This is a genomic window from Bradyrhizobium sp. BR2003 (genome assembly GCF_009720285.1).
Lineage (GTDB): Bacteria > Pseudomonadota > Alphaproteobacteria > Rhizobiales > Xanthobacteraceae > Bradyrhizobium > Bradyrhizobium elkanii.
Genome location: NZ_SMYJ01000019.1, coordinates 317,709 through 334,587, shown reverse-complemented (window position 1 = coordinate 334,587; position 16,879 = coordinate 317,709). Strand labels below are relative to the sequence as shown.

General features: G+C 64.7%; 14 protein-coding genes. 8 read left to right on the top strand and 6 right to left on the bottom strand.

Annotated elements, in window-relative coordinates:
• Nucleotides 1-46 precede the first annotated feature (46 nt).
• The 3 genes from E2I15_RS14630 to E2I15_RS14620 all read right to left on the bottom strand — a co-directional run bounded on the left by E2I15_RS14630 (nt 47) and on the right by E2I15_RS14620 (nt 3,199).
• Nucleotides 47-1,321, bottom strand: a complete 1,275-nt coding sequence (locus E2I15_RS14630) for an acyl-CoA dehydrogenase family protein (protein ID WP_137476542.1) — start codon at nt 1,319-1,321, stop codon at nt 47-49.
• A gap of 268 nt (nt 1,322-1,589) precedes the next feature.
• A complete protein-coding gene (locus E2I15_RS14625; protein WP_137476541.1) occupies nt 1,590-1,967 on the bottom strand; it encodes a VOC family protein in 378 nt (125 codons plus the stop codon).
• Nucleotides 1,968-2,416: 449 nt separating this feature from the next.
• Nucleotides 2,417-3,199, bottom strand: a complete 783-nt coding sequence (locus tag E2I15_RS14620; RefSeq protein WP_137476540.1) for an SDR family NAD(P)-dependent oxidoreductase — start codon at nt 3,197-3,199, stop codon at nt 2,417-2,419.
• A gap of 151 nt (nt 3,200-3,350) precedes the next feature.
• Here E2I15_RS14620 and E2I15_RS14615 point away from each other — a divergent pair, with 151 nt between their 5' ends.
• Genes E2I15_RS14615 through E2I15_RS14605 form a run of 3 tightly spaced genes read left to right on the top strand, consistent with a single transcriptional unit; the run spans nt 3,351 to nt 5,498 of the window.
• The gene (locus E2I15_RS14615; RefSeq protein WP_137476539.1) at nt 3,351-4,142 is read left to right on the top strand and encodes an enoyl-CoA hydratase/isomerase; all 792 of its coding nucleotides are present in this window, start codon (nt 3,351-3,353) and stop codon (nt 4,140-4,142) included.
• Entirely contained in the window at nt 4,139-5,125 is a 987-nt protein-coding gene (locus E2I15_RS14610; RefSeq protein WP_137476538.1) for a phosphotransferase family protein, read from the top strand. Before E2I15_RS14615 ends, E2I15_RS14610 begins: the two co-directional genes overlap by 4 nt.
• A gap of 1 nt (nt 5,126) precedes the next feature.
• Nucleotides 5,127-5,498, top strand: a complete 372-nt coding sequence (locus tag E2I15_RS14605; protein ID WP_137476537.1) for a DUF6285 domain-containing protein — start codon at nt 5,127-5,129, stop codon at nt 5,496-5,498.
• Between the two features lie 133 nt (nt 5,499-5,631).
• On the opposite strand, the gene E2I15_RS14600 is transcribed toward E2I15_RS14605, so the two are convergent.
• Nucleotides 5,632-6,411 carry an enoyl-CoA hydratase-related protein gene (locus tag E2I15_RS14600; RefSeq protein WP_137476536.1) on the bottom strand — a complete coding sequence of 260 codons (780 nt, stop codon included), beginning with the start codon at nt 6,409-6,411 and terminating at the stop codon, nt 5,632-5,634.
• Between the two features lie 220 nt (nt 6,412-6,631).
• Between E2I15_RS14600 and E2I15_RS14595 the strand changes: the two genes are divergently transcribed.
• Together E2I15_RS14595 and E2I15_RS14590 are read left to right on the top strand one after the other, a co-directional pair.
• Complete coding sequence (locus E2I15_RS14595) at nt 6,632-7,906, top strand: acyl-CoA dehydrogenase family protein (protein ID WP_137476535.1); 1,275 nt, start codon at nt 6,632-6,634, stop codon at nt 7,904-7,906.
• Nucleotides 7,907-7,926: 20 nt separating this feature from the next.
• On the top strand, nt 7,927-8,400 hold the full coding sequence (locus E2I15_RS14590; protein ID WP_137476534.1) for a GFA family protein: 474 nt from the start codon (nt 7,927-7,929) through the stop codon (nt 8,398-8,400).
• A 70-nt stretch (nt 8,401-8,470) separates the two neighbouring features.
• On the opposite strand, the gene E2I15_RS14585 is transcribed toward E2I15_RS14590, so the two are convergent.
• Both E2I15_RS14585 and E2I15_RS14580 read right to left on the bottom strand, forming a co-directional pair.
• Nucleotides 8,471-10,051 (bottom strand): fatty acid--CoA ligase, encoded by a 1,581-nt coding sequence (locus E2I15_RS14585; protein ID WP_137476533.1) that lies wholly within the window; start codon nt 10,049-10,051, stop codon nt 8,471-8,473.
• Between the two features lie 243 nt (nt 10,052-10,294).
• Nucleotides 10,295-11,170 carry an SDR family oxidoreductase gene (locus E2I15_RS14580; RefSeq protein WP_018270548.1) on the bottom strand — a complete coding sequence of 292 codons (876 nt, stop codon included), beginning with the start codon at nt 11,168-11,170 and terminating at the stop codon, nt 10,295-10,297.
• Nucleotides 11,171-11,270: 100 nt separating this feature from the next.
• Here E2I15_RS14580 and E2I15_RS14575 point away from each other — a divergent pair, with 100 nt between their 5' ends.
• The 3 genes from E2I15_RS14575 to ppc all read left to right on the top strand — a co-directional run bounded on the left by E2I15_RS14575 (nt 11,271) and on the right by ppc (nt 16,867).
• Nucleotides 11,271-12,080 (top strand): crotonase/enoyl-CoA hydratase family protein, encoded by an 810-nt coding sequence (locus tag E2I15_RS14575; RefSeq protein ID WP_137476532.1) that lies wholly within the window; start codon nt 11,271-11,273, stop codon nt 12,078-12,080.
• 140 nt (nt 12,081-12,220) lie between these two features.
• The gene (locus tag E2I15_RS14570) at nt 12,221-13,768 is read left to right on the top strand and encodes an acyl-CoA synthetase (RefSeq protein WP_137476531.1); all 1,548 of its coding nucleotides are present in this window, start codon (nt 12,221-12,223) and stop codon (nt 13,766-13,768) included.
• A 291-nt stretch (nt 13,769-14,059) separates the two neighbouring features.
• Nucleotides 14,060-16,867, top strand: coding sequence for a phosphoenolpyruvate carboxylase (gene ppc / locus E2I15_RS14565; protein WP_137476604.1), 2,808 nt, complete (start codon nt 14,060-14,062; stop codon nt 16,865-16,867).
• The last annotated feature ends 12 nt before the right edge of the window (nt 16,868-16,879 follow it).

The window sequence follows — 16,879 nt, the reverse complement described above, 5'->3', positions numbered from 1 at the left end:
CTCATCCCGACCTTCTCCCCGTACGCGGGGAGAAGGGGAAGATAGGCTACGGCATGCTCAGCTCGTGGCGGCCGACCACCATCCAATGCACCTCGTCCGGACCGTCGGCGAAGCGGAGATGGCGGACGTCCTGGTACATTTCGCCGAGCGGGGACCACTGCGAGATGCCGGTGGCGCCATGCATCTGGATCGCCTGGTCGATCACCTTGCAGGCGCGCTCGGGCACCATGGCCTTGACCATCGAGACCCAGACCCGGGCTTCCTTGTTGCCGAGCACGTCCATCGCCTTGGCCGCCTTCAGCACCATCAGCCGCATCGCCTCGATCTCGCAACGCGCCTGGGCGATGATTTGCATGTTGCCGCCGAGATGGGCGATCTTCTTGCCGAACGCCTCGCGGGTCAGGCCACGCTGCACCATCATGTCGAGCGCCTTCTCGGCCTTGCCGATGGTGCGCATGCAGTGATGGATGCGGCCCGGTCCGAGGCGGACCTGCGAGATCTCGAAGCCGCGGCCTTCGCCGAGCAGCATGTTCTCCTTCGGCACCTTGCAATTGTTGAAGCGCAGATGCATGTGGCCGCGCGGCGCATGGTCGTGGCCGAACACGTGCATGGGCCCGAGGATCTCGACGCCGGGGGTGTCGATCGGCACCAGGATCTGAGACTGCTGCTTGCTCGGCGCGGCGTCTGGATTGGTCTTCACCATCACGATCATGATCTTGCAGCGCGGATCGCCGGCGCCGGAGATGTAATACTTCTCGCCGTTGATCACCCACTCGTCGCCGACCAGCTTTGCGGTAGTCGAGATGTTCTTGGCGTCGGAGGAGGCGACGTTCGGCTCGGTCATCGCATAGGCCGAGCGGATCTCGCCGTTGAGCAGCGGCTTCAGCCACTTCTCCTTCTGCGCCTTGGTACCGACGCGCTCCAGCACCTCCATGTTGCCGGTGTCAGGCGCCGAACAGTTCATTGTCTCGGAGGCCAGCGGGCTCTTGCCGAGCTCGGCGGCGATGTAGGCGTAGTCGAGGTTGTTGAGGCCTTCGCCGGTTTCGGCGTCGGGCAGGAAGAAGTTCCAGAGGCCGACCTCCTTGGCCTTGTCCTTGGCCTTCTGCAGGATCGCGAGCTGCTCGTCCGTGAAGCTCCAGCGGTTGGTCTTCTTCTCGCCGGCGCGATAGAACTCGATCGACATCGGGTCGACCGTGTCGCGGATGAACTGCTTCACATGGTCGTAGAGCGGGCGGACCTTGTCCGACATGCGCAGGTCATTGAGCTCGTCGCCCGGATTGAGCGTGTAGTTCGTGGTGCGCGGCACATAGGCATGTTTCACTGTCTTTTCTCCCTCGCGAAGGCGCGTTTCGCGGCGGACAATAGACGCGTGCGGCGCCAAGCGCGAGCACCGATTTTCCGATCGCCTCTACCGCATCGCGGAATTTTGCGACGGCGTTTCAAACGTTGTTTGAACGCCCTCTCTCCGCACGCTCGTCATGGCGGGGCTTGTCCCGGCCATCCACGTCTTTCTTGTGTGTAGAGATCAAGACGTGGATGCCCGGCACAAGGCCGGGCATCACGAAGTGAAAACGCCGGGGGCCCGATCGTCAGACCATCCGGTGCATCGCGCAGATCTTGTTGCCATCGAGGTCGCGCAAGTAAGCGAGGTAGAGCTTGATGCCGCCTCCTTCCCGCACGCCCGGCGGGTCCTCGCAGCTCTTGCCGCCATTGGCGACGCCGGCCGCGTGCCAGGCTTCGACCTGTTCCGGCGAAGAGCAGGCAAAGCCGATCGTACCGCCATTGGCATGCGTCGCCGGTTCTCCGTTGATCGGCTTGGAAACCATGAAAATGCCGGCCTTGGTGAGGTACATAATGCGGTGACCGTCGACCCGGGCCGGCCGGACATCGAGCGTGCCAAGCAGCGCATCATAGAACGTCTTGGCCTTGTCCAGATCGTTGGTGCCAACCATCACGTGTGAAAACATCTGAAATATCTTCCCTGCTTGTGAAAAGCCGCCCCATTGCGTCCCTTGCGGCTCAAACGCTAGCAGCAGTTTTGCCACGACGGAAGCGAGGTTGCGTCGCGCGTGGTTCTATCCGTCACTCTGCGGCCGTCATTCCGCGCCACGCAACTGCGCACCCCCGCGCGACGCGGCGATCGGCACCGGGCTTTCCTTGTGCGCTCTGCTTTGGAGGAGGGCAAGTAAACGCAAGACTCGGACGCAGCAGCGCCGCGAGGACGCGGATGTATGATTCACAGACCGCGCCACATACTCGCTGTCGTCCCGGGCAAGCGCAGCGCGACCCGGGACCCATAACCACCGTTGCTCATTGGATGGCGATGCTATGGCCCAGCTTGCTTCGACAACCGCGTCCTGGGCATATGGGTCCCTGCTTTCGCAGGGACGACATCGGTGTTGCGGCAAGAGCCAACTCAAAACGCCGTGTACCCGCCGTCGATCACAAAACAATCCGCCGTATGATAGGATGACGCCTTGCTCATGATGTAGACGGCGATGCCGCCGAAATCGCTCGGCTCGCCGAAGCGGCGCAAGGGAATGCGCGGCATCACATTGGCGACGAACTTGTCGTTGGCCATGATGCCGGCGGTCATGTCGCTCTTGATCCAGCCGGGAAGGATGGCGTTCGCGGTGACGCCGTGGCGCGCGAGTTCGACGCCGAGCGCGCGGCACAGCGCGTTCAGCGCCGCCTTGGTGCCGGCATAGTGCTCGTTGCGCGCGGTGCCGAACAGCGAGGCGAGGCTCGAGGTCGCGACCAGCCGGCCGAACTTGTCGCCGGCCTCGGCGCGGTCGGTCATGTGGCGTGCCGCAGCCTGGAATACGTGGAACACGCCGTCGAGATTGGTCGCGAACATCTGGCGCCATTCTTCCTCAGTGCGGTCGATGAAGGCTCTTCGTCCGCCGCCGCCGATGCCGGCATTGGCGAAGCAGCCGTCGACACGGCCGAAGGTGTCGAGGGTTGCCTTCATCGCGGTCTTGACCGAGCCGGGATCGCTGACGTCGCAGAATTGCGTCGCGACCTTGCCGGGGCCGGCCTTCATCGAGGCCGCGGCGTTGGCGTTTTTTTCCGCGTTGCGGCCCCAGATCGAGACGTTGCAGCCGGCGGCGTTCAGCGCCTGCGCGATGCCGAGGCCGATGCCGCCATTGCCGCCGGTGATGACAGCGACGCGGCCGGTGAGATCGAAGATGCCACTCATTGGGGTTTCCATTTGGTTTGGTGCGCGCTAATCACGCGTTCACGGATGGGCTTGCCGCCGACCATGGACAAGCCCGGCACAAAAATCAAATATGGGTCGAAGCATCGACCTACCGCGGTACCAACCGTCGAAACAACGTAAAGAGGAAGCCATGCAGTTCAAACATGTCACGCTCGACTTCGACGGATCGGTCGCGATCCTCAAACTCGACCATCAGGAAGTCATGAACGCGGTCTCGATCGACATGCTGGGCGGCCTCGCCGAGGCGCTCGATGCGATCGACGACAAGCGCGACGAGGTGCGCTGCCTGGTGATCACAGGCGCGGGCCGCGCCTTCTGCACCGGCGCCAATCTGCAGGGCCGCAACCAGCAGAAGCCCGGCAAGAGCAACGCCGGCGCGGCGCTGGAAACCGCGTTCCATCCGTTCCTGCGCCGATTGCGTAAGCTGCACTGTCCGATCGTGACGGCGGTGAACGGTCCGGCCGCCGGCGCCGGCATGAGCTTCGCTCTGATGGGCGACCTCATCCTGTGCGCGCGCTCGTCCTATTTCCTGCAGGCGTTTCGCCGCATCGGCCTGGTGCCGGATTGCGGCTCGACCTGGCTGTTGCCGCGGCTGATCGGCAAGGCGCGCTCGGTCGAGCTGTCGCTGCTCGGCGAGCGGCTGCCGGCCGAGAAGGCGCTGGAGTGGGGGCTCGTCAACCGCGTCTATGACGACGCCGCGCTGATGGAAGAAACCATGAAGCTCGCGCACGATCTCGCCAATGGCCCGACGGTCGCGCTGTCGCTCATCAGAAAGCTCTATTGGGACAGCCCGGAAAATACTCTCGAGGATCAGCTCAATCTGGAATTCGAATCGCAGCGCATCGCCGGCAGCGCCGAGGATTTCAAGGAGGGTGTCACCGCATTCCTCGAGAAGCGGCCAGCGAAGTTCAAGGGCAAATGATCGAGACCGAGCTCACTCGCTGCGTCGCCTCGTTTCATCCAGGCGCAACCGGCGTCACCGGCGCGGCAAAGCTCTCCGGCGGCGCCAGCCAGGAGACTTGGACGTTCGACATCGTGCACCCGAACGGCACGATCGGCGCGATCCTGCGTCGCACGCCGCCGGGTTACGGTGCCGCGCCGGGCCGCGCCGCCGGCCTCGATGCCGAGGCGACGCTGATGCAGCTCGCGCATGACGCGGGCCTGCCGTCGCCGAAGGTGATGCATGTCTTGAGGCCGGAGGACGGCCTTGGCCGCGGCTTCATCATGGCGCGGGTCGAAGGCGAGACCATCGCGCGGAAAATTCTGCGCGACGAGGAATTTGCCGGCGCGCGGCCGATCCTGGCCCGCCAGCTCGGCCGCGTTATCGCCGGCATCCATGGCCTGCCGCAGGCCAAACTGCCGAAGCTGCGCAGCCTGACCGCGACCAGGGAGATCGAGGATCTCTCCCGCGAGTATCACAGCTTCAACTGGCCGCGGCCGGTGTTCGAGCTGGCGCTGCGCTGGCTGCGCGATCACGATCCCGGGCCGTCGTCCGAGACGACGCTGGTGCACGGCGATTTCCGCCACGGCAATCTGATCATCGGTCCCGACGGGGTGCGCGCGGTGCTCGACTGGGAGCTCGCGCATACCGGCGATCCGATGGAGGACCTGGGATGGATCTGCGTCAACTCGTGGCGCTTCGGCGAGATCGACAAGCCGGTCGGCGGTTTCGGCACACGCGAAGATCTGTTCGCAGGCTATGAAGAAGCCGGCCGCAAGGCCGACCCCGAGCGCGTGATGTTCTGGGAGGTGATGGGCACGCTGCGCTGGGGCGTGATGTGCTGCGGCATGATGCAGCGCTTCCGAAGCGGCCCGGATCATTCGATGGAACGCGCGATGATCGGGCGGCGCGCGTCGGAAACCGAGATCGATCTGCTTAGGCTACTCGCACCGAGAGGTCGTTGAGATGCAGGACGAACCGACACCCACCGAACTGATCAAGGCCGTCGCCGATTTCCTGCGCAGCGAGATCGCGCCCGCGATCAAGGGGCACAACGGCTTCAAGCTGCGCGTCGGCATCAACGCGCTCGACCTGGTGACGCGGCAGCTCGCGCTCGCCGAGGCCGGCGATGCGGTCGAAGCCGCGCGGCTGAAGCAATTGCTGGGCATCGACGGGACGCTGATGGAGCTGAACCGCGTGTTGTCGGAGAAGATCGCTGGTGGCGCGGTCGATCTGAAAACGCCGGGACTATCGGAGCATCTCTGGCAGACCACGATGGACAAGCTCGCCGTCGACCAGCCGAACTACGCGTCTTATAAGAGGGAACTCGGAAAGTAGGGCGGGTGGAGCGAAGCGATACCCGTCGCGACGGGCGTCGATGGGCATCGCTGCGCTCCAACAAGCTCGCCGGGACGACGAGGGGAGACAGCGATGCGCTCGCTCCCCCGCCATCAAGGTGCGGACGAAGTCTTTACCGTCCCAGCCAGTTCGGCGGCCGCTTCTCCGAAAACGCTTTCGGTCCCTCGATGTAATCCTGCGAGGCGGCCATCGCCTTGACCGCCGGATAGTCGCGCTGCTCGGTCATCGCCTGCTCGAGTGAGACTTCGAGGCCCTTCTGGATCGCCTGCTTGGAGGCGCGGATCGACATCGGCGAGTTCTTGGTGATGGTCTCGGCCCAGCGCTCGGCGGCAGCCAGCGCCTCGCCCTGCGGCACCACCTCGTTGACGAAGCCAAGCTCGAGGCCTTCCTTGGCGCTGACATGGCGCGCGGTCAGGATCATGCCCATGGCGCGCTTCAGTCCGATCTGGCGCGGCAGCCGCTGCAGGCCGCCGGCAAGCGCGGCAAGGCCGACGCGCGGCTCCGGCAGGGCGAAGGTCGCATTCTCCGCGGCGATGATCAGGTCGCATGCCAATGCGACCTCGAACCCGCCGCCCATCGCGACGCCGTTGACGGCGGCGATGATCGGCTTGTCGCAATCGAAGCGGGTGGTGAGGCCGGCGAAGCCGCCCTTGTCCCAGCCGCGCTTGCCGCCGGCGGCCTGCCATTTCAGGTCGTTGCCGGCGCAGAACGCCTTGTCGCCGGCGCCCGTCACGATCGCGACCCACTGCTCGGGATCGGCGGAGAAGTCGTCGAACACCCTGTTGAGCTCGAAATGCGCGTCGATATGCAGCGCGTTGTAAACCTCGGGCCGCGACAGCGTCACGATGGTAATGGGACCCTTACGCGTCACCTTGGAGAATTTCAGATCCATGTTTGCTCCCGTCGATTTTCTGCGGCGAAGAATATTGCTCACATCCTAGCGCCTGCATGGCGTTCCGTGCCATCCAATTACGCAAGGCGACCGCGCGTGCAAGCCTCGCTCGCCTTCTTGACTTGGCGACAGGCTTCTCACCTTAATCGATCCGAACGCCGATGCGCGACAGCGTCTAGACGCAAAATCAGAATCAACAATATTTCCGGGAGAGACCGCCTTGGATTTCAATCTGCCGGCTGACCTGACAGCCTATCTCGCCGAGCTCGATCGTTTCATCGAACGCGAGATCAAGCCTCTGGAAGAGGCTGATGACAACATCCGCTTCTTCGACCATCGCCGTGAATGGGCGCGCACCGATTTCGACAAGGGCGGCTTGCCGCGCCATGAATGGGAGCTGCTGCTGCGCAAGGCCAAGAACCTGGCCGATGCAGCCGGCCATCTGCGTTTTGCGATCCCGAAACGTTATGGCGGCAAGGATGGCTCCAACCTCTGGATGGCCGTGATCCGCGAACACTTTGCCTCAAAAGGTCTCGGCTTGCACAACGACCTGCAGAACGAGCACTCGATCGTCGGCAATCTGCCGATCGTGACCATGCTCGACCGCTACGGAACCGACGAGCAGAAGGCGATGATCGACGGCTCGATCACCGGCAAGTACCGCATCACGTTTGGTCTGACCGAACCCGAGCACGGCTCGGACGCCACGCATATGGAAACCAGGGCGGTTCAGGCCACGCGTGACAGCGTCAAGGGCTGGATCATCAACGGCGAGAAGATGTGGACGACCGGCATGCATATCGCGACCCACTGCGCGCTGTTTGCCCGCACCTCGGGCAATGACGGCGACGCCCGCGGCATCACCTGCTTCCTTGTGCCGGCGAAATCCGCGGGGGTGAAGGTCGAGGAGTATATGTGGACCTTCAACATGCCGACCGACCATCCGCGGGTCAGCTTCACCGATGTGTTCGTGCCGGAGGATGCGCAGTTCGGCGAGGTCGGCCGCGGGTTGTCGCTGGCGCAGTGCTTCGTGCACGAGAACCGCATCCGCCAGGCGGCGAGCTCGCTGGGCGCTGCGGTCTACTGCATCAATGAGAGCGTGAAGTACGCTCGCGAGCGCAAGCCGTTCGGCAAGGCTTTGGCCGAGAACCAGGCGATCCAGTGGCCGCTGGTCGAGCTCGCGACCCAGGCCGAGATGCTGCGGCTGTTGATCCGCAAGACCGCCTGGGAGATGGATCAATTGACCCAGGCGCAGGTCGAGCATACGCTGTCCAACCGTGTCTCGATGTGCAATTTCTGGGCAAACCGTCTGTGCTGCGAGGCCGCCGACCGCGCGATGCAGGTGCATGGCGGCATGGGCTATTCGCGCCACAAGCCGTTCGAGCACATCTACCGCCACCATCGCCGCTATCGCATCACCGAAGGCAGCGAGGAAATCCAGAAGCGCAAGGTGGCAGGCTTCCTGTTCGGCTACATGGGAGCCGGCAAGCACTAACGCAAAGGAGGGCGGTCGACATGGAAGGTGGATGCACCTGCAGGAATGTCCGCTACCGCCTGACCGGCAGGCCGCTGATCGTGCACGCCTGCCACTGCACCTGGTGTCAGCGCGAGACCGGCACCGTGCATGCGCTCAACGCGATGTACGAGGCCGAGCGGGTCGAACACCTCGCGGCCGAGCCCGAGATCGTCGACACGCCGTCGGCGAGCGGCAGGGGGCAGAAGATCGCGCGCTGCCCCATCTGCAAGGTCGCGGTGTGGAGCAACTATCCGGGCGCGGGACCGGCCGTGCGCTTCGTCCGCGTCGGCACGCTGGATGATCCGAGCCAATGCGCGCCTGATGTCCACATCTTCGCGTCGTCGAAGCAGCCCTGGGTGACGTTCCCTCCGGGCGCCAAGGTGTTCGCCGAGTATTACGATCGGCGAGAGATCTGGCCGCAAGAGGCGCAGGAGCGATGCCGCGTGCTACGGGAGAAGATGAAGAAGGCGTGATACGCGGATATCACTCGATCGTCGTCCCGGCCTAGTGCGCAATCGCGCACTAGGCCGGGACGACGGAGGGCTAATTCACCTGCCGGTCCTTGCCCGCCCAGTACGGTTCACGCAGGCTCCGCCGCAAAATCTTGCCCGACGGGTTGCGTGGCAGCGCCGGGATGAAGTCGACCGATTTCGGCGTCTTGTAGCCGGCGATCCGCTCGCGCGTGAAGTTGATGATGTCGGTCGCGGTCGCAGTCTTTCCCGGCTTCATCACCACCACCGCCTTCACCGCCTCGCCCCATTTGTCGTCGGGAATGCCGATGACAGCGGCTTCCGCCACGTCGGGGTGGTCGCACAGCGCGCTCTCGACCTCGGCCGGATAGATGTTCTCGCCGCCGGAGATGATCATGTCCTTAATGCGGTCGTGGATGTAGAGGTAGCCGTCCTTGTCCATGTAGCCGGCATCGCCGGTGCGCAGCCAGCCGTCGCTGTCGATCGTGCGCGCGGTGGCCTCGGGCAGATTCCAGTAGCCGGCCATGTTGGAGCCGGAGCGGGTGGCGATCTCGCCGACTTCGCCCGGCGGCAGCGGCTTGCCGTCCGCGTCGAGGATCGCAAGCTCGATGCCGGGCAACGCCTTGCCGGCCGAGCGCATGCGGTCGAGCCCTTCGATGTGGTCCTCCGGCGGCAGCGCGACGATGGTGCCGGTGGTCTCGGTCATGCCGTACATCTGTACGAAGCCGCATTTGAAGACCTCGATGCACTCCTTCAGCAGCGCCGCCGGAATCGGGGAGGCGCCATAGAGCATGTATTTCAGGCGGGAGAAGTCGACCTGACGCGCGCGCGGCTGCCGCACCACGAACTGCATCGCCGCCGGCACCATGAACAGCTTTGTGATTCCGGACTGCTCGAAGAAGTCGAGCACCTTGGTCGGATCGAACTCGCGCGCGATCACGCCGCGGGCGCCGTGATAGAGACCCATCACGCCCCAGCCGGAGCCACCGATGTGAAAGATCGGCATCGCAACCAGCGAGACGTCGTCGGTGGTCCAGCGGTTCCATTCCGGCTTCTCGGCCTCGTTGCCGCTCTGCACGAGGTTGAGGAAATTGGCATGCGACAGCATCGCGCCCTTCGGCTTGCCCGTGGTGCCCGATGTGTAGAGCTGGATCGCGATGTCCTTTGGCTCAATCGGGATGCGCGGGTCATCGCCGCTCTGCGCGTCGCGCCAGGCGACGAAGTCGGGCCATTCCGGCGCGCCGCCCTCGGTCGTGATGATGCAGCGAACGCTCGGCAGCTTGTCGCGGATGTTGCGCGCCTGCGTGATGAATTCGGGGCCGACGAACAGGACGGGGGCCTTGCAGTCGTCGACGATGAAGGCGACCTCGGGGCCTGCCAGGCGCCAGTTCACCGGCGCCATCACCACACCGGCCTTCATCGCTCCCATCAACAGCTCGAAATAGAAGTCGCTGTTCTTGCCGAGATAGGCGAGCCGCTCGCCCTTCTTGACGCCCATCGCGATCAGCGCATTGGCGACGCGGTTGGTCTTGACGTCGAACGCGGCGAAGCTGGTTTGCCGCCCCTCGAATTCATAGGCCAGCGCGTTGCCGCGGCTTTTGGCGCGGTCGCGCACCATGTCGGCAAGATTGGTCAGTTTCGGCGCGTCGAACATGTTTCCCCCGTGACGTCTTGTTTTGGTTGCGCGGAGTGTGGCGGCATCCGGCAGCAAAGACAATACGGAGCAAGTGGCCGCGCTGTTTCAACATCGTCCTCCCGGCGAAGGCCGGGACCCATAACCACGAATCTGAATGTGGCGCGACGCTGGGGCCGCAGCGAGCTCAACAACGAGCGGCGATGGTCATGGATCCTGGCCTTCGCCAGGACGACAGCGGTGATTGCGGCATGCGCGCGGGCCTCAACCTCGCGCCGCGCGGTCCTTCTCGTTCTGCGCCTTGATCGACTCGCGCGCCTTGGTCCAGTCGTCATCGCTCCAGTCGCGCAGCTGGTAGAAATTGCCGCCCATCGCGAGCGCCTGCGCGCCGTCCATGGCGATGGTCTCGCCATTGATCCAGTCGCAGCCGCCGGAGATCAGGAACACCGCGAGGTTCTGCAATTCCTCCATGGTGCCGACGCGGCCCATCGGGTTCATCGCCTTGGTGCGCGCACCGGCCTCGTCGCCGGGCTTGATGCGCTTGCTCATGCCTTCGGTCGGGATCTCGCCGGGCGCGATGGTGTTGAGGCGGATGCCGTGACGGCCCCATTCGATGGCGAGCGACATGGTCATGGCGTGGATCGCCGACTTGCTCATCGCCGATGGTACCACATAAGGCGAGCCGTTGCGCACCCAGGTCACGGTGATCGACACCACGTTGCCGCGATGCCCGCCGGCGATCCAGCGCCGGCCCACCGCGTGCGTCACATAGAAGGTGCCGTGCATCACGATGTTGGCCACCGCATCGAACCCGCGCGGCGACAATTCTTCGGAGCGCGAGATGAAATTGCCGGCGGCGTTGTTGATGAGATCGGTGAGCGGGCCGCTGGTGGTCCAGATCGCCTCGATCATCTCGTCGACCGCCATGGCGTTGCGGATATCGACGCCGTGGCTGACCACGCGCCCGCCATGCTCGGCCATCAGTTCGGTTGCGGTTTCATCGCAGACGCTCTTGCGGCGGCCGCAGATATGCACCTCGGCCCCGAGCTGCAGGAACCGCGAGGCCATGGACTTGCCGAGGCCGGTGCCACCACCGGTGACCAGTATGCGCCGCCCGGCAAGAAGCTGATCAGAGAACATCGTTTCCTCCACGGGGGTTGTCAGTTAATTGGTCGATTGACTAAAACCGGACAACGGCCTTTCTGTAAAGCGCCAACAAGGAACAGCGGAGGAGATTTCAATGGAAGATCGCGTTTCGATATCGATTTCGGACGGTATCGCCGATGTCCGCTTGGTGCGGGCGGACAAGATGAACGCGCTCGACGCCGCGATGTTCGAGGCATTGGTGGCCGCAACCGACCGGCTTTCCAGGGAAAAAGCCGTTCGGGTGGTGGTGCTGTCCGGCGAGGGCCGGGCGTTCTGCGCCGGGCTCGACATGGGCCGCTTCGCCGCCATGAAGGACGGCGGTAACGGAGTGCCGGGCGGCGAGAAGCGCGATCTCACCATCCGCACCCACGGCAAGGCCAATTTCCCGCAGCAGGCGGTCTGGGGCTGGCGCCAGCTTCCGGTGCCGGTGATCGCGGCGGTCCACGGCGTGGCGTTCGGCGGTGGCTTCCAGCTCGCGCTCGGCGCCGACATGCGCTTCCTCTCGCAGCATGCGCGGATGTCGATCATGGAGATCAAATGGGGCCTCGTGCCCGACATGGCGGGCACGCCGATCCTCGCGAGCCTCGTGCGCGACGACATCCTGCGCGAGCTCACCTATACCGGCCGTATCTTCTCGGCGCTGGAAGCCCAAAGTTACGGTCTTGCCACCCGCGTCTGCGACGACCCGCGCGCCGCGGCGCTCGAGGTCGCGCGCGAGATCGCCGGCAAGAGCCCGGACGCGATCCGTGCCGCCAAGCGCATGCTGAACAATCTGTCGGTCGACCCGGCGGCCGCGCTGCTTGCGGAATCGGTCGAGCAGCAGAAGCTGCTCGGCAGCCCGAACCAGACCGAATCCGTGCGCGCCAATCTGGAGAAGCGCGCGCCAAGGTTTGCGGATGTGTGACGATGTGTAGCCGTCATGGCCGGGCTTGTCCCGGCCATCCACGTCTTTGTTGCGGCGGTAAAGACGTGGATCACCGGGACAAGCCCGGTGATGACGAAAGCAACGAGGGCCGCTAACGAATAACGAAGAACAACACAGAAATGAGCGAAACGTCCCAGCCCTTCCTCGGCATCGTCAGCGGCGGTCGCCGGCGCGATCACGCTGCGGTGGCCGAGCGCGCCGACCGTATTGCCAGCGGCCTCAACGAGCTCGGCGTCAAGCCGGGCGACAGCGTCTGCATGCTGATGCGCAACGACATCGCCTTCATCGAGGCTGCCTATGCCGCGATGCGGCTCGGCGCCTATGGCGTGCCGATCAACTGGCACTTCAAGCCGGAGGAGATCAACTATGTGCTGACGGATTCCGGCACGCGCGTCCTGATCGGTCATGCCGACATGCTGCATCCGCTGCGCGGTGCGATCCCGCCCGATGTCATCGTGCTCAGCGTGCCGACGCCGCCGGAAATCCTCGCCAACTACAAGATCAATCCCGATCATCTGGCGACACCGGATTTCGCGATCGATTTCGAAGCCTGGCTGGCGCAATTCCCGCGCTACGACGGCCCCGTGGTGCCGCAGCCGCAGAACATGATCTACACCTCGGGCACCACAGGCCATCCGAAGGGCGTGCGCCGCTTCGCGCCGACGCCGGAGCAGACCGCCAATGCGGAAGCAATGCGCGCGATGATCTACGGCCTGAAGCCCGGCGCACGCGCGATCCTGCCGGGACCGCTCTACCATTCCGCGCCGAATTCCTTCGGCTTGCGCTCGGGCAAGCTCGGCGGCGCGCTGGTGCTGATGCCGCGCTTCGACGCGGAGGAGTTTCTGCAGCTGATCGCGCGCGAGCGGATCGACACCATCTTCATGGTGCCGACGATGTTCATCCGCCTGATGAAGCTGCCCGAGGAGGTGCGCCGGAAGTGCGACATGTCGTCGCTGCGCCATATCATCCATGCCGCCGCGCCCTGTCCGCCCGACGTCAAGCGCGCCATGATCGAATGGTGGGGGCCGGTGATCTACGAGTTCTACGGCTCGACCGAGTCAGGCGCGGTCACCTTCGCCAATTCCGAGGACGCGCTGAAGAAGCCCGGCACGGTCGGAAGGATCTCGCCCGGTGCCGAGCTGCGCTTCGTCGGCGACGACGGCAAGGAGGTGCCGCAAGGCCAGATCGGCGAGATCTATTCGCGGATCAAGGGCAATCCCGATTTCACCTATCACAACAAGCCCGAGAAGCGCGCCGAGATCGACCGGCAGGGATTCATCACCTCGGGCGACGTCGGCTATATCGATGCCGACGGCTATGTCTTCATCTGCGATCGCAAGCGCGACATGGTGATCTCGGGTGGCGTCAACATCTATCCAGCCGAAATCGAGGCGGTGCTGCATGCCGTCCCCGGCGTGCACGATTGCGCGGTGTTCGGCATTCCCGATGCCGAGTTCGGCGAGGCGCTGATGGCGGTGATCGAGCCGCAGGTCGGCATCGTGCTCGACATCGCCTCCGTCCGCGCCCAGCTCAAGACTGCGCTCGCCGATTACAAGGTGCCCAAGCACATCGAGATCCAGACCAACCTGCCGCGCGAGGATTCCGGAAAAATCTTCAAGCGCCGGCTGCGCGATCCATACTGGGAACGGGCGGGGCGGAGAATCTAGGGCCAACGAGCGACGGTCGTCCCGGGCAAGCCAACGGGTCGGCGCGAAGCGCCGTCCGATGACAGGCTCCGCGCGACCCGGGACCCGTAACCACGGATGTTCCGTTGCGTGAGCTGCGGCCCCATCCAATGCCCAAGGTTGGATATCGCTGGTTATGGGTCCGGCCTTCGCCGGGACGACATCGGTCAGTGTGCGCCGCCACCAAGATCATCTTGCGCTGCGGCAAAAAAAGCGCACACTCGGGAGGAGCCGGGCAGCCTCCGGAGTAGCCAAGCCATGTCTCCCCAGGTAATGCCTCCCCAGACCATGCCGTCCGAGACGGAAATCCGCGCCAAGCGCGCCGCAGAGGCCAGCCTTCTGGAAGCGACTGCGCAGGAGGAGGATGCGCGGCTGCGGAACGACATCCGCCTATTGGGGCGCGTGCTCGGCGACACCGTGCGCGACCAGGAAGGGGCCGACGTGTTCGACCTGGTCGAGCGCATCCGCCAGACCTCGGTCCGATTTCATCGCGACGAGGACAAGCTGGCGCGCCGGGAGCTGGAGGGCATCCTCGACGGCATGTCGATTGCCGAGACGCTGCGGATCGTCCGCGCCTTCAGCTATTTCTCCCACCTCGCCAACATCGCCGAGGACCAGAACAACATCCGTCAGATGCGCAGCCGCGGGCCAAGCGGGGCGCCGCGGCCGAGCACGCTGGAACAGACGCTGGTGCATGCCCGCCAGGCCGGCATCGGCCCGGCCGATTTGCGCAGCTTCTTCAGGAGCGCGCTGGTCAGCCCGGTGCTGACCGCGCATCCGACCGAGGTCCGCCGCAAGAGCACGATGGACCGCGAGATGGAGATCGCCGATCTGCTCGACCGCCGCGAGCGGTTGCAGATGACGCCGGACGAGAGCGAGGCCAGCGACGAGCAGCTGCGCCGCGCCGTGGTGACGCTGTGGCAGACCAATCTGCTGCGCCGGACCAAGCTGACCGTGCTCGACGAGGTCGCCAACGGCCTGTCGTTCTACGACTACACCTTCCTGCAGGAGGTGCCGCGGCTGCATTGCGCGCTGGAAGACCGCCTGAACAAGGAGGGCGGTGAAGCCGGCGAACTCGCTTCCTTCCTCAGGATGGGAAGCTGGATCGGCGGCGATCGCGACGGCAATCCCTTCGTCACCGCGGAGGTGATGCGCGGCACGCTGCGCCTGCAGTCGAGCCAGGCCCTTAACTTCTACCTCGAGGAGCTGCATGCGCTTGGCGCCGAATTGTCGCTGGCGGCGCATCTCGCCGACGTCTCGGACGAGTTGCGGAGCCTCGCCGAGCGTTCGCCCGACACCTCGCCGCATCGCAGCGGCGAGCCGTATCGTCTGGCCGTATCGGGTATCTATGCAAGGCTTGCGGCGACGGCCTCTCGGCTCGAGGTCGAGACCAAGCGGCCGCCGGTCGGCAAGGCCGAGCCCTACGCGAGTGCTAGGGAATTCCAGGCCGATCTCGACGTGCTCAACCGCTCGCTGATCGCGAACAATTCCAGCGTGATCGCGCGCGGCCGGCTGCGGCTGTTGCGGCGGGCGGTGGATTGCTTCGGCTTCCATCTGGCGCGGCTCGACATCCGCCAGAACTCGGCGGTGCACGAGCGCACCATCGCCGAGCTGTTCGACACCGCCAATCCGGGGATGTCCTATCTGGCGCTCGGCGAGGACGCCCGCGTCAGCCTGCTGCTCGGCGAGCTGCGCAACGCACGGCCGCTGGCCTCGCCCTTCGTGAAATATTCCGAGGAGACCCAAAGCGAGCTCGCCGTGTTCCGGGCCGCGGCCGAGGCGCATGCCAGGTTCGGGCCGGAGGTGATCTCCCAGTGCATCATCTCGATGTGCCAGGGCATGTCCGACATGCTCGAGGTCGCGGTGTTGTTGAAGGAGGTCGGGCTCGTCAATCCGTCCGGCCGCAGCGCCGTCAACATCGTGCCGCTGTTCGAGACCATCGAGGATCTGCAGGCCTCCAGCGGCATCATGGACCGCATGCTGGTGCTGCACGATTATCGCAAGCTGGTCGACAGTCTCGGCAGAGTGCAGGAGGTGATGCTCGGCTATTCCGACAGCAACAAGGATGGCGGCTTCGTCACCTCAGGCTGGGAGCTCTACAAGGCCGAGATCGGCCTCGTCGAGGTGTTCGAGCGCCACGGCGTGCGCTTGCGCTTGTTCCACGGCCGCGGCGGTTCGGTCGGCCGCGGCGGCGGCCCGAGCTATGACGCGATCATCGCGCAGCCCGGCGGCGCCGTGAACGGCCAGATCCGCATCACCGAGCAGGGCGAGATCATCTCCTCGAAATATTCCAATGCCGAGGTCGGCCGCAGCAATCTGGAAATCCTCGCCGCGGCGACGTTGGAAACCAGCCTGCTACAGCCGCGGCAGAGCGCGCCGCGCCCCGAATATCTCAAGGCGATGGAGGAGATTTCCGCGCTCGCCTTCAAGGCCTATCGCGGCCTCGTCTATGAGACCGAAGGCTTCGCCGATTATTTCTGGGGTTCGACCGTCATCAACGAGATCGCGACGCTGAACATCGGCAGCCGCCCGGCCTCGCGCAAAAAGACTCGCGAGATCGAGGACCTGCGCGCCATCCCCTGGGTGTTCTCCTGGGCGCAATGCCGGCTGATGCTGCCGGGCTGGTATGGCTTCGGCAGCGCGGTCGAGAGATGGATTGCGGAGCATCCGGAGCAGGGCATGGCGTTCCTGCAGGAACTCTACCGGGAATGGCCGTTCTTCCGCACGCTATTGTCCAACATGGATATGGTGCTGGCGAAGAGCTCGATCGCGATCGCCTCGCGCTATGCCGAACTGGTGCCCGACGTCGCGTTGCGCGAGAAGATTTTTGGCCGGATCCGCCGCGAATGGCACCTGTCGATCGAGACGCTGCTCGACATCATGGGGCATGACCGGCTGCTGCAGGGCAATCCGCTGCTGGAGCGCGGCATCCGCAACCGCTTCCCTTACATGGATCCGCTCAATCACGTGCAGGTCGAGCTGTTGAAGGAGTATCGCGCGCAGAACCCGGACGAGCAGGTACTGCGCGGGATTCAGATCACGATCAACGGCATTTCGGCGGGACTGCGGAATAGCGGCTAGCCCCAACGTCGT

Bases quoted from the DNA above. Each gene is read 5' to 3' on its own strand.
- E2I15_RS14625 (WP_137476541.1), bottom strand. From the start codon at position 1,967: ATGTTTTCACACGTGATGGTTGGCACCAACGATCTGGACAAGGCCAAG.
- E2I15_RS14620 (WP_137476540.1), bottom strand. From the start codon at position 3,199: ATGAGTGGCATCTTCGATCTCACCGGCCGCGTCGCTGTCATCACCGGC.
- E2I15_RS14615 (WP_137476539.1), top strand. From the start codon at position 3,351: ATGCAGTTCAAACATGTCACGCTCGACTTCGACGGATCGGTCGCGATC.
- E2I15_RS14610 (WP_137476538.1), top strand. From the start codon at position 4,139: ATGATCGAGACCGAGCTCACTCGCTGCGTCGCCTCGTTTCATCCAGGC.
- E2I15_RS14605 (WP_137476537.1), top strand. From the start codon at position 5,127: ATGCAGGACGAACCGACACCCACCGAACTGATCAAGGCCGTCGCCGAT.
- E2I15_RS14600 (WP_137476536.1), bottom strand. From the start codon at position 6,411: ATGGATCTGAAATTCTCCAAGGTGACGCGTAAGGGTCCCATTACCATC.
- E2I15_RS14590 (WP_137476534.1), top strand. From the start codon at position 7,927: ATGGAAGGTGGATGCACCTGCAGGAATGTCCGCTACCGCCTGACCGGC.
- E2I15_RS14585 (WP_137476533.1), bottom strand. From the start codon at position 10,051: ATGTTCGACGCGCCGAAACTGACCAATCTTGCCGACATGGTGCGCGAC.
- E2I15_RS14580 (WP_018270548.1), bottom strand. From the start codon at position 11,170: ATGTTCTCTGATCAGCTTCTTGCCGGGCGGCGCATACTGGTCACCGGT.
- E2I15_RS14575 (WP_137476532.1), top strand. From the start codon at position 11,271: ATGGAAGATCGCGTTTCGATATCGATTTCGGACGGTATCGCCGATGTC.
- E2I15_RS14570 (WP_137476531.1), top strand. From the start codon at position 12,221: ATGAGCGAAACGTCCCAGCCCTTCCTCGGCATCGTCAGCGGCGGTCGC.
- ppc (WP_137476604.1), top strand. From the start codon at position 14,060: ATGCCTCCCCAGACCATGCCGTCCGAGACGGAAATCCGCGCCAAGCGC.